At 36.6% G+C, this 12,071-nt stretch carries 11 protein-coding genes; 5 read left to right on the top strand and 6 right to left on the bottom strand.

The window, feature by feature from the left end:
• Positions 1–19: 19 nt before the first annotated feature.
• Positions 20–886 (bottom strand): EamA family transporter, encoded by an 867-nt coding sequence (locus PF272_RS05640; protein WP_271141967.1) that lies wholly within the window; start codon positions 884–886, stop codon positions 20–22.
• A 97-nt stretch (positions 887–983) separates the two neighbouring features.
• Between PF272_RS05640 and folC the strand changes: the two genes are divergently transcribed.
• Positions 984–2,300 (top strand): bifunctional tetrahydrofolate synthase/dihydrofolate synthase, encoded by a 1,317-nt coding sequence (folC, locus tag PF272_RS05635; protein WP_271141966.1) that lies wholly within the window; start codon positions 984–986, stop codon positions 2,298–2,300.
• 77 nt (positions 2,301–2,377) lie between these two features.
• On the opposite strand, the gene PF272_RS05630 is transcribed toward folC, so the two are convergent.
• The 4 genes from PF272_RS05630 to grpE all read right to left on the bottom strand — a co-directional run bounded on the left by PF272_RS05630 (position 2,378) and on the right by grpE (position 5,589).
• Positions 2,378–3,328 carry a ribose-phosphate pyrophosphokinase gene (locus PF272_RS05630; RefSeq protein WP_271141965.1) on the bottom strand — a complete coding sequence of 317 codons (951 nt, stop codon included), beginning with the start codon at positions 3,326–3,328 and terminating at the stop codon, positions 2,378–2,380.
• Between the two features lie 48 nt (positions 3,329–3,376).
• Complete coding sequence (ispE, locus tag PF272_RS05625; RefSeq protein WP_271141964.1) at positions 3,377–4,255, bottom strand: 4-(cytidine 5'-diphospho)-2-C-methyl-D-erythritol kinase; 879 nt, start codon at positions 4,253–4,255, stop codon at positions 3,377–3,379.
• Positions 4,255–4,884: a lipoprotein insertase outer membrane protein LolB gene (gene lolB, locus PF272_RS05620; protein ID WP_271141963.1), complete on the bottom strand. Its 630-nt coding sequence runs from the start codon at positions 4,882–4,884 to the stop codon at positions 4,255–4,257. The genes ispE and lolB overlap by 1 nt, the downstream gene beginning before the upstream one ends.
• A gap of 105 nt (positions 4,885–4,989) precedes the next feature.
• A complete protein-coding gene (grpE, locus tag PF272_RS05615) occupies positions 4,990–5,589 on the bottom strand; it encodes a nucleotide exchange factor GrpE (RefSeq protein ID WP_271141962.1) in 600 nt (199 codons plus the stop codon).
• A gap of 180 nt (positions 5,590–5,769) precedes the next feature.
• Here grpE and PF272_RS05610 point away from each other — a divergent pair, with 180 nt between their 5' ends.
• The gene (locus PF272_RS05610; RefSeq protein WP_271141961.1) at positions 5,770–6,690 is read left to right on the top strand and encodes an NAD(+) kinase; all 921 of its coding nucleotides are present in this window, start codon (positions 5,770–5,772) and stop codon (positions 6,688–6,690) included.
• Positions 6,691–6,762: 72 nt separating this feature from the next.
• A complete protein-coding gene (recN, locus tag PF272_RS05605; RefSeq protein WP_271141960.1) occupies positions 6,763–8,439 on the top strand; it encodes a DNA repair protein RecN in 1,677 nt (558 codons plus the stop codon).
• Positions 8,440–8,529: 90 nt separating this feature from the next.
• Here the strand turns inward: recN and PF272_RS05600 are convergent, their stop codons facing one another.
• Positions 8,530–9,738, bottom strand: a complete 1,209-nt coding sequence (locus tag PF272_RS05600) for an aromatic amino acid transport family protein (protein ID WP_271141959.1) — start codon at positions 9,736–9,738, stop codon at positions 8,530–8,532.
• A gap of 373 nt (positions 9,739–10,111) precedes the next feature.
• On the opposite strand from PF272_RS05600, the gene prfA reads away from it, so the two are divergent.
• Both prfA and prmC read left to right on the top strand, forming a co-directional pair.
• A complete protein-coding gene (prfA, locus tag PF272_RS05595) occupies positions 10,112–11,194 on the top strand; it encodes a peptide chain release factor 1 (protein WP_271141969.1) in 1,083 nt (360 codons plus the stop codon).
• Positions 11,187–12,071: a peptide chain release factor N(5)-glutamine methyltransferase gene (prmC, locus tag PF272_RS05590; RefSeq protein ID WP_271141958.1), complete on the top strand. Its 885-nt coding sequence runs from the start codon at positions 11,187–11,189 to the stop codon at positions 12,069–12,071. Before prfA ends, prmC begins: the two co-directional genes overlap by 8 nt.

Raw genomic sequence — 12,071 nt, 5'->3', positions numbered from 1 at the left:
TAAGAGGAAGCCTTTATCTTTATAGAACGGGAACTAATAATAAAATAATTGCTACAATCCCTAATCCAATACCAATAAGATTAACTTTATTCAGTTTTTCTTTAAAGCCAACTAAACCAATAATAGCCCCTAAAATCATTACCCCAATATTCATTCCTGCAAAGACTAATGATGGATTTTCGCTTAATTGTTGATGAGCCTTGATATAGAACAGAATATTAAGGAAGTTTAATGCGCCTAATAATAACCCAGCGAGCATACTTTTGCCTTGCCAGCGAGTTTTCGTAAAAATTAAATAGGCAAAGATAAAGCAGCCAGCAATAACAAATGAAGTAAATAAGGCAAATGGAAAAGCGACCCCGAATTTTGCAATTTGTTTAAATAAAATATCAATTACGCCATAACCAATCCAAACCAAAAATAGCAGTAAGAATCCCTTAATACCACCTGCCGAGTTTTGTGAGCCACTTTTAAATACTAACGCGAATAATGCAAGAAAAGCAGAAATAATCGCAATGCCTTTTTGTGTGGTGAGTGACTCATTAAAAAATAAGAAAGCGGCTAGAATTGGTAAAAATAGCGATAAGCGTTGTGCTGCATCAGCGCGAGCAATACCATTAAATTCAACAGCTTTTGCCATAACTAAAAAAATTGTTGGCAATAAAAAACCGAGTAATAGAAAAATAGCACTATGTTCATTTTGGCGTAATGCATCGCTAAATGATAAGCCCATAAAATCAGGTTGAAGAATAAAGTAAGTTAAACCGCCTGCCATCAGGTAATTACAAGCAATAGCTTGTGAAATCACAATTTGTTGGCTGCGTGCGATTTTCAAAAAAACGCTCACTGCCACACTACAAAAAATGGCAATAAATAAAGATGACATATTTTTTCCTATTAAATTCAAATTAGAGAATGAATTGACAGCTGGCGATTTTAGGCAATATTCACTATGATACGCAAGCAGAAACTAAGGATAATGTATGATAAAACGTGATTTAACAGTAACAACACCACTAGCAGAGTGGTTAGAGTATTTAGAACATCTACACAATAAAAACATTGATATGGGATTGGAGCGAATTAAAAAAGTCGCTGCACAATTAAATTTATTACAACCTAAAGCATTTGTGATTACCGTTGCTGGAACTAATGGAAAAGGTACAACGTGTCGTTTACTAGAAACCATATTATTAAAAGCAGGTTATCGTGTAGGTGTTTATTCATCGCCACATATTTTACGTTATAACGAGAGAGTAAGAATTCAAGGGCAAGATCTTGCTGATCAGGAACATACCGCTGCTTTTTCTGCGATTGAATCTCAACGCACCGAGTCTTTAACCTATTTTGAGTTTAGTACATTAGCGGCATTATGGTTATTTGAACAAGCGAATTTAGATGTAATTATCTTAGAAGTTGGATTAGGTGGACGTTTAGATGCGACCAATATTATTGATACTAACTTAGCAATTATTACTTCTATTGATCTTGACCATATTGCTTTTTTAGGAGATACCCGAGAAAAAATTGGCTTTGAAAAGGCGGGAATTTGTCGTCCTCATATTCCGCTGGTTGTTGGTGAACCTGATTGTCCAAACTCAATTAAATCCTATGCCGAGAAATTAGCTTGCCCTACATTGTATCGAGGACAAGATTTTGATTATCAACAAACCGAAAATAGCTGGAATTGGCAATCTTCACAACAACAATGGCAGCAACTACCTTTATGTCATATCCCGTTACAAAATGCGGTGACGGCATTAGCTGCCTTACAATTTCTTCCGTTTAAGATTGAAAAACAGGTAGTGGTGGATAGTCTGGCAACAGTAACATTGACGGGGCGTTTTCAACGTTTAACGACGGCACAACGACAACAATTAGCAACGCGATTCAAGCTTAATGAACAAACTATGCCGCAAATTGTACTAGATGTTGGACACAATCCTCATGCTGCGCGCTATTTAGCAACACAATTACAACAAACAGAATATCAACATCTCTATGCGGTATGTGGAATTTTAAAGGATAAAGATGCAGCAAGGGTATTACAGCCATTATTACCATTTGTTTCTAAATGGACTTGTGTTCCTCTAGCGGGTGAGCGCGGACAGACTGGGAAAGTATTACAGCAAAAATTGAATGTGATTGCTGGAAAAGAAGGTAAACACGTTAATTCAGAATCGGTTGATTCAATGTTACAAGGTATAAAAAATGCGTTAAATCAGAGTAATAAAAATGATTTAATCTTGATTTTTGGCTCATTTCATACAGTAGCAGATTTTTTAGCTTTGTTGGAATGATTAATTAATGAAAGAGATCAATGCTAAAAATAAACCCTGCACTTTGGCAGGGTTTATTCTGTTTAAGAATAATTAAATTAGTTATTAAACATTGCTGAAATAGACTCTTCATTGCTAATACGACGAATCGCTTCAGCTAACATACCAGATAAAGTTAAGACTCTTACTTTATTAAGTGCAATGATTTCTGGACGAAGTGGAATAGTATCAGTTACCACAATTTCATCTAAGGCTGGGCTTGCAATATTTTTAGCCGCAGAACCAGAGAATACCGCATGAGTTGCATAAGCAAATACACGTTTTGCACCACGTTCTTTTAATGCTTCTGCTGCTTTACATAATGTACCACCAGTATCGATCATATCATCAACTAAAACACAATCGCGACCAGCAACATCACCAATAATATGCATTACTTGAGCAACATTAGCACGTGGACGGCGTTTATCAATAATTGCCATATCGGTATCATTTAATAATTTAGCAACCGCTCTCGCACGCACCACACCACCAATATCTGGAGAAACGACGATTGGATTTTCTAAATCTTGTTTTTTCAAAATATCGTCAATTAAGACAGGAGAACCGAAAACGTTATCAACAGGTACATCAAAGAAACCTTGAATTTGTTCTGCGTGTAAGTCACAAGTTAAAACACGGTCAACGCCAACATTAGATAAAATATCTGCGACAACTTTTGCCGTAATTGGTACACGAGCAGAACGCACACGACGATCTTGACGTGCATAACCGAAGTAAGGCACTACTGCAGTAATACGACCAGCAGAAGCACGACGTAATGCATCAATCATTACGACAAGTTCCATCAGGTTATCGTTGGTTGGTGCGCAAGTAGATTGAACGATAAATACATCGGAACCACGCACATTTTCATTAATTTGGACTTGGATTTCGCCATCGCTAAAACGGCCAACGATTGCATCACTAAGAGAAGTATAAAGACGTTCAGAAATTTTCTTTGCTAGTTCTGGTGTTGCGTTACCAGCAAACAGCTTAATGTCAGGCATTGTAAACCTCGGTTTTGGTGTTAAAGATCCAGATTGAAAAACAATCCACTAAAAATATTTTTGTAATTGCTTAAGAGTAAGATATAAAGGCGACTCATTTACCCCTTTGGCAACAAACCCTGATAAATGGGCTGGGCGTTGTTGAAATACAGCTAATGCACGCTCTTGAGAGTCAAATTCCGCAAAAATACACGCACCAGTTCCTGTTAAACGGGGCGGTGCATATTGTACCAACCACTGAATAGCTTGTTCAACCTCAGGATAGTGATCTCGCACAACTTTTTCGCAATCGTTTGTATAATTTTCTGTAAGTAATATCGCAAGTGGTTTTTTCGGCGTTTGTCTTGGTAAATTAGGATCTTGGAAGATCTTTGCCGTAGAGATATCTACTGAAGGCTTTATTACAACATAATATTTCTCTTGTGGTTGGCAATAGCTAATTTTCTCACCAACACCTTCAGCAAAAGCCGCTTTACCATGAATAAAAATAGGAACATCTGCACCAAGTTGTAAGCCTAATTCAGCTAATGTTTCCAAGGGTAGGTGAGTTTGCCATAAAAAGTTTAATGCCACTAAGGTAGTTGCAGCATCAGAAGAACCACCACCTACACCACCGCCCATGGGTAATCGTTTTTCTAATTGAATGGTGGCACCAAATTGGGTATTTGTAGTTTTTTGTAATAAGGTTGCAGCACGGTAAATAAGATTCTGTTCCATAGCAACACCTGCTAATTGATCGGCTAACTCAATCTTACCAATGTCATTAATTGTAATGGTTAACCAATCACCATAATCTAAAAATTGGAACAGTGTTTGTAATTCGTGATAACCATCAGTTCGGCGGTGATTAATATATAAAAAAAGATTTAATTTTCCTGGGCAAGGAAAGCGAAATGCTTTACCCACAATAGAATCATTTACCGACATTAGAATTTCCATTCTTTAATTTGAATTTTTAGTTTTTTATCAGGACCACTAATTAATAAACTTTCTGGTAATTTAGGCGATAAGCTTTGGTTATAGCTCATATATTGGGCTTTCCAGTTTTCACCTTGCCATTGATAATTGAAATGGCTTAATAAACCTTGTTGATTTACAACATAAGTTTGCGTGTTACCTGGTACGCCTTTAATCCAATTAGGAAATTCTTCTACTGGGAAATCAAAACCGATCACATCTTGGAGCAGTTGATGAATATCCTTGTCAGCATAATAGTTACCTTTATTGTCAAAAATTACAGTATTAGTAGGTGTTTTCTCAATAGTTAAAGTACTACGACTTAGCAAGGATGAAAAATAGAGGCGATAGTGTTGTTCGCCAAGATATTGCCAGTTAAAAGAAGATGAAAAACGTTTATTGTTACCAATATAACCTAATTGACCATCAGCCGCGTAATGTGAAATTGCATTGACTGCTTGTTGATGCTGTTGCCAAATAGGATTAGTGTGTGGAAGTGTCACTTCTGGTGTACTAAATTGTTCTTGACTAGCACAACCAATAAATAAAAGGGTCAAACTTGAAATAAGCGCAAGACGTAAAGGTGTTCTGTTAATCACAATAGATTCCCTGTGTAATGAAAGAGAGGTTATTCTAATCAATATTGAAAGGGGATTCAAAAGATAAAGAAAAGCCTCTTGCATAAGAGGCTTAGGTAAAAACAATTAAGCTGCAATCATTACCATTGCAGGGCGAATAACACGACCGTTTAATAAATAGCCTTTTTGTAACACGGTAGTAATTTGATTTGTGGTAAAGCCCTCAGTTGGTTGCATTGAGATAGCTTGATGTAAATCTGGGTTAAAGGTTTCACCAACCACACCGACAGGTTCAATACCAAATTTAGCCACAGTAGAAATTAGATCTTTTAATGTGAGTTCAACACCATCAAATAACGCTTTTACGCTTTCATCTTCTGAAGTGTTTGGGGTTGCTGCTGCACGTTCTAAGTTATCAATAACATTTAAAATTTCTTTCGCGAATTTTTCTAATCCAAATTTATGTGCTTTTTCTACATCGGCTTCTGTACGGCGGCGGATATTATCAATTTCAGCACGCGTTCTTAATAAAATATCTTGTTCTTTTTTTGCAGCTTCTTCTAATTGGCTTTCTAAATCTTGAATTTTTGCGAGTGCTTCAGTCAATGGATCAACTTCTGCATTGGCGGTTTCTATTTCTTGTTCTTGATTATTCTCAGTGACTTGTTCATTTAATTCTTCTTTATTTAGTACTTGTTCTTCAGTAGTTGTTTGCTGTTCAGACATAGTTTTCTCCAAAATCAAATATATGCTTTAACGCGCGCTAGTTTAACAAAAAAATACTATTGCCGCTAATTATTCACTCACAGAGTGTGATTAAGTCAAATTTATCGGCAAAAGTTGTGCTAATATATGACGCATTTCGAGCAATTCAAGGATTGAAACATTATCAACTGGGTAATTGTTATGCAAGAATTTAACACAAAGGAACATCGTCATTCATTGCATCGCTCATTTAGAACCATCGGCGTTGTGGGTAAACCACGCCATGATGATAGATTACAGATGCACCAAGATCTATTTATTTGGTTAAGACATCGTGGTTATCATGTTTTAGTCGAACCTGAAGTAGGTCTAGCTTTAGGTCTAGAATCGCGTTTTATTGCGACTTTAGATGAAATTGGTGAAGCTGCTGAATTAGTTATTGTGATTGGTGGTGATGGCAATATGCTAGGGAAAGCACGAGTTCTTTCACGGTATAACACTGCGTTAATTGGCATTAATCGAGGGAATTTAGGTTTTTTAACAGATATTGACCCAGATCAGGTGTATGAACAGCTATCAGCTTGTTTAGATCGTGGCGAATTCTTTGTAGAAGAACGTTTTTTACTTGATGTGTATGTAGAACGAAATGGTGAAGTGATTTCATCAAATCAAGCTATTAATGAGGTTGTTATTCATCCCGCAAAAATCGCACATATGATTGATTTTCAGGTCTATATCAATGATAAATTCTGCTTTTCACAACGCTCTGATGGATTAATTATTGCAACGCCAACAGGATCAACCGCTTATTCATTATCTGCTGGTGGGCCAATTTTAACGCCATTACTCAATGCGATTACCCTAGTACCAATGTTCCCACATACCTTATCCTCCCGACCTTTAGTGGTAGATGGTGACAGCAAACTACATTTCCGTTTTGCGCAATATAATGTCAGACAACTGGAAGTGAGTTGTGATAGTCAGGTCAATATTCCATTCTGTATTGATGATGTTATTGTGGTGAAGAAAAGCGATTTACGAATGAAGTTGTTACATCTGCAAGATTACAACTATTACAACATTCTAAGTTCTAAATTAGGTTGGTTGAAAAAATTATTCTAATGGAGATAAGAAATACTTTACTGTATAAAAAAACAGTATATACTGATATTTATACAGTATTGGAGGTTTCTTATGCTCATTCAATTACAAATCAATAATTTTGCTATTGTTAATCATCTTACGCTTGATTTTGCTCAAGGAATGTCAGTTGTTACGGGAGAAACCGGAGCAGGAAAATCGATTGCTCTTGATGCGTTAGAAGTGTGTTTAGGGCAACGTGTTGAAAGTAGTATGTTACGTTCAGGTGAATCAAGAGCAGATGTGAGTGCGGTATTTTCTCTACAAGAAAATTTAGAAGCACAACAATGGCTAAGAGCACATGAGTTAGATGATGAAGATTCTCCAGATGAGTGTATTTTACGGCGAACTATTAGTGCTGATGGGCGTTCAAAAGGGTTTATCAATAATCAACCTGTCCCTGCGGCTCAATTACGAGAGTTAGGTGATTTATTAGTACAAATTAGTGGGCAACATTCATCTCAACGCTTGTTAAAACCGGATTATCAATTATCGCTGTTAGATGCATTTTGTCACAACCGTAGCTTGTTACAACAACTTGCAGAACAGTATCATTATTGGAAAAAACAACAAAAAAATCTTACTGAATTTCGTCAACAATGTGCAGAAAATGAAGCAAGAAAGCAGTTGTTGCATTATCAAATTGAGGAATTAAATGATTTTGCTTTAAAAGCAGGTGAGTTTGAAGAACTCGATATGACACAAAAACGACTTGCTAATAGTGATCTATTGACGAAGGGGTCTCAAGCGGTATTGCAATTATTAGCAGAAAATGAAACTGCTAATATTGAGAATTTATTAAGCAGAGCAGCACATTATGTTGATGAATTGGTGGAAGCTGATGAGCAATTTCATAATGCGCAGCAGTTAATTCAACAAGCACAAATTTATATCCAAGAAGCGTTTTCCGAAATTCAACATTTGGCTTATCGTATTGAGGATGATCCTGAATTATTAGCGCATACTGAAATTCGGATTAAGCAAGCATTGCAATTAGCGCAAAAACATCATGTAGCAGTAGCTGATCTTCCTTCCTATCATCAACTCTTAAAAAGAGAATATGAAACATTAGCAGAATATATTGAAGGTGAAGATCAGCTTGTTATGTTGGAACAGCAAGCTTACCAAGATGTTTTATCCGTTGCCCAGCAATTATCTGAACGTCGTCAGCAAGGTGCAATTTTATTAGCGAAATCAGTTACACAACAAATTAAACAACTTGCGATGGAGAATGCGGAGTTTGATATTCAATGTGTTGCAGATAAAGAAAAATTGTCCGTGAATGGATTTGACCAAATTACATTTATGTTAATGAGTAATTTAGGTGAAACCGCACAGCCGTTGCATAAGAATGCTTCAGGTGGGGAGCTGTCTCGTATTGCATTGGTATTACAAACTCTTACTTCTGATAAGAATGCAGTACCAACAATTATTTTTGATGAAATTGATGTCGGGATTAGTGGCGCAACAGCTAATGTAGTTGGAAAATTATTGCGTTCACTTGGCGAGTCTGTACAGATTTTATGTATTACCCACTTACCACAAGTTGCTTCGCATGGTCATCATCATTATAAAGTTGAGAAATTCTGTAAATCAGGTAAGACAGAAACAAAAGTGATGCTGTTAAATAATGATGAAAGAGTGAAAGAGTTAGGGCGTTTATTAGGTGGCAGTGAAGTAACTCAAACTTCATTAGCAAATGCACAAGAATTATTAGCTTTAGCAAGTTGATGCAGAAAAGCCATTTTATTTTGGAAAAAATAAGATGGCTTTAATCTAGGTAACTGTCATCTTAGCTTAACATTGATGACAAATTGGTATTTAACCAACAACTGGTGGTAAGTAACCTGCACTAATTAAGAATGGAACATTCATAATCAGTAAACCTAATATCAATGCAATGAATAAACCAAAGTTACCACCGATAACTCGATAAGGTAAATCAGGATACTTTCTACGTAACATCCAAGCCATTCCCACTGGTAGGACTAACCCATAGAAAGTGAACATTTGTCCTGCATAAGTAAGAACTGCAAGGAAATCACGGTAAAAGAGAGCAATTAATAAGGTTGGTACGAAAGTTAGCAAACTAATACTAATTCGAGATGCATTAATATTAACTCGTTTTAATAAATCATCTAGACAATCTACTAAAGCAAGAGATACACCTAAGAAAGAAGTAATTAGGGCAAGAGCAGAGAAAGTACGTACAATCCAACTAATAGTATTACTACCAGTAGCATGATATGTCGCTTGGACTAATCCATTTAAAGTCGGATCGTTACGAATAATTTGTATAAATTGAACTTGTTCAAATACGCCGTGTGTCGCCATTTGCCATAAAATATAAGCGACTAAAGGAATGGCTGTACCACCAATAATTGCAATACGTAGGCGGCGAATATCACCATCTAAATAGTTATTAATACTTGGAATAACAACATGGAAGCCAAAGGAAGTAAAAAAGACGGGGCTGGCTGAAATAATTAAAAAATGGTGGAGAGGCATTGCACCTAAATTTTCTAAGGTAACTTTAGGCAACATTAGAAAAAGTACAGTTGCAAAGGCAATTAATTTAGCAATAAAGAGTAAACGAGTGAAGCCATCAACTGCACCAGTGCCAATCGTTACGATAATGGCAAATACAACTACGAAAGTAATAATTGCTACGGTATTTGCGTGTTCACCGGCAAAGGTTAAGAATGGGGAAAATAAATCACCACCGCCTAAAGAGTACACGGTTAAAATGGCGTACATAAAAATGACTAAAGAGAGGGTAGCTAAAATACGACCGACCATACCAAAATGTTGTTCTGCTAATGTTGCAATCCCTGCATCTTTGCGGTCTGCCTTTTGATAGACTTCAACAAAAAGTAAAGCACTATAAGAGAGTAATGCCCATAATAAAAAGAGCAAAATTAATGTGGTAATAAATCCCATTTCTGCAGAAGTTAGTGGCATTGCCAACATTCCGGCGCCAATGGTCGTTCCTGCAACAATTAAGGAACTCCCTAACGTTTTATTTTTCATAATAAAATCTCGCTGATTGTGAATGACGGCGCAGATTGTATAGAAGAAAGGTTTACAATGTAATCTATTTTTTACAGTTTATGATTTTATTTGGCTCAATGGCTTGTTTTTTGCACACCTACGTGAGATCTAAGTCACAAATTTAAAAAATAGCTTCTGAATAAATAGGTTAGATACGACATAACATAAGTGAAAAATGACATCAGAAATTTTTCCAATAAGTGAAGATATTTTCCATTGCGGAAATTGATTAATGAATATCGGACAATCACAAATTTATCGATATTTTCTTTTTCATCTTTCCGATTATTCGTTAGAATAAGCGGATTTTTGACTTTAAGCGTAATATTGACAATAACAACAAAGGTGAATGATGAAAGCCTCAATTATTAGTAAATTAGAAACCTTAGATGAGCGTTATGAAGAATTACAAGCCTTGCTTGGTGATCCTTCAGTGATTAGTGACCAAGAAAAATTTCGAGCTTACTCAAAAGAGTATGCGCAATTAGAAGATGTGGTGAAATGTTTTTCACGTTGGAAACAGCTTAATAACGATTTAGAAGAGGCGAAAATTTTACTTGATGACCCAAGTATGAAAGAGATGGCTGAAGAAGAAATTGCAGCCTGTACTACGGGAATTGAGGAGAGTGAGCAACAGTTACAAATTTTGTTATTACCAAAAGATCCAAATGATGAATATAACTGTTATTTAGAAATTCGTGCTGGAACAGGTGGTGATGAAGCTGGGATTTTTGCTGGCGATTTATTCAGAATGTATAGCCGCTATGCAGAAAGTAAACGCTGGCGTACAGAAGTGTTAAGTGCGAATGAAAGTGAACAAGGTGGATATAAAGAAATAATCGTTAAAATTAGCGGTGAAAATGTTTATGGACAGCTAAAATTTGAATCTGGCGGTCACCGAGTACAACGTGTACCAAAAACAGAATCACAAGGGCGTATCCATACTTCAGCGTGTACAGTTGCAGTGATGCCTGAATTGCCGGAGTCTGCATTACCAGAAATTAATCCTGCTGATTTACGGATTGATACCTATCGTTCCTCTGGTGCTGGTGGTCAGCACGTTAATACGACTGATTCTGCAGTACGTATCACACATATTCCAACAGGGATCGTGGTAGAGTGCCAAGATGAACGTTCACAACATAAAAATAAAGCGAAAGCGATGTCAGTATTAGCCTCTCGATTAGTACAAGCAGAAGAAGAACGGAAAGCTGCAGAACAGGCTGATACTCGCCGTAGTTTATTAGGTTCAGGTGATCGTTCAGATAAAATCCGTACTTATAACTATCCACAAGGACGGGTGACAGATCACCGTATTAATTTGACTCTTTATCGTTTAGATGAAGTGATGAATGGAAAAATTGAAGATTTAATTCAACCAATTATTACGGAATATCAAGCAGAGCAACTGGCTGCATTATCAGAAAATGAATAATTCGGTGCTAAGTTATCAAACTTGGTTACAACAAGCTGTGCAGCAGCTAAGCGTAAAGCAGAGTATTGCTGAAGCAAAAGTTGATGCACAAGCTTTATTGCAATTTGTAACACAAAAATCGTCAGCACAATTGATGGCCTTTGCGGAAACTCCATTATCTCTACAACAACAACAGCGATTAACAGAATATATGACAAGACGTTTACAAGGGGAACCGATTGCATATATTGTGGGAGAGAGAGGTTTTTGGACACTAGACTTAGCTGTATCGGATAAAACCTTAATTCCGCGTCCAGATACAGAGTGTTTAGTTGAAACAGCATTATCGTTGATTGCTAATCAGTTTGATTCAAACGAAACGTTGAGAATATTAGATTTAGGCACAGGTACTGGTGCAATTGCTTTAGCGTTAGCTTATGAGTTGCAGCAACAACAAAAAAATTATCAAATTATTGGTGTAGATCGGATTGCAGAATCTGTTACCTTGGCAAAGCAGAATGCAATACGGAATCAATTAACACAAGTTGAGTTTCTAGAAAGTGATTGGTTTTCTGCGCTTTCAACACAACAATTTCAGATAATTGTGAGTAACCCGCCTTATATTGCTGCGGATGATCCTCATCTGCAACAAGGTGATGTACGTTTTGAACCGCGTTCAGCCTTAGTTGCTGAGAATAATGGTTTGGCGGATATTGAACATATTATCGATCAAGGCAGACGTTTTATTCGTAAACAAGGGTGGTTATTACTTGAACATGGTTGGCAGCAGGAAGAAGCCGTGCAAACATTGTTCAAACGCTATAATTGGCAACAGATACAAACAATAAATGATTATGGCGGTAACCCAAGAGTCACTTTTGCGAAATGGAGTGGATAA

The organism is Gallibacterium faecale (assembly GCF_027920745.1).
Lineage (GTDB): Bacteria > Pseudomonadota > Gammaproteobacteria > Enterobacterales > Pasteurellaceae > Gallibacterium > Gallibacterium faecale.
The sequence above is the reverse complement of the archived record's forward strand: the minus strand, read 5'-3'. Positions and strand labels throughout refer to the sequence as shown.

What these genes read in the sequence shown, in the direction of transcription:
- prmC (WP_271141958.1), top strand. Translation starts at nt 11,187, where the DNA reads ATGAATAATTCGGTGCTAAGTTATCAAACTTGGTTACAACAAGCTGTG.
- grpE (WP_271141962.1), bottom strand. Translation starts at nt 5,589, where the DNA reads ATGTCTGAACAGCAAACAACTACTGAAGAACAAGTACTAAATAAAGAA.
- PF272_RS05630 (WP_271141965.1), bottom strand. Translation starts at nt 3,328, where the DNA reads ATGCCTGACATTAAGCTGTTTGCTGGTAACGCAACACCAGAACTAGCA.
- folC (WP_271141966.1), top strand. Translation starts at nt 984, where the DNA reads ATGATAAAACGTGATTTAACAGTAACAACACCACTAGCAGAGTGGTTA.
- PF272_RS05640 (WP_271141967.1), bottom strand. Translation starts at nt 886, where the DNA reads ATGTCATCTTTATTTATTGCCATTTTTTGTAGTGTGGCAGTGAGCGTT.
- ispE (WP_271141964.1), bottom strand. Translation starts at nt 4,255, where the DNA reads ATGTCGGTAAATGATTCTATTGTGGGTAAAGCATTTCGCTTTCCTTGC.
- prfA (WP_271141969.1), top strand. Translation starts at nt 10,112, where the DNA reads ATGAAAGCCTCAATTATTAGTAAATTAGAAACCTTAGATGAGCGTTAT.
- PF272_RS05610 (WP_271141961.1), top strand. Translation starts at nt 5,770, where the DNA reads ATGCAAGAATTTAACACAAAGGAACATCGTCATTCATTGCATCGCTCA.
- PF272_RS05600 (WP_271141959.1), bottom strand. Translation starts at nt 9,738, where the DNA reads ATGAAAAATAAAACGTTAGGGAGTTCCTTAATTGTTGCAGGAACGACC.
- recN (WP_271141960.1), top strand. Translation starts at nt 6,763, where the DNA reads ATGCTCATTCAATTACAAATCAATAATTTTGCTATTGTTAATCATCTT.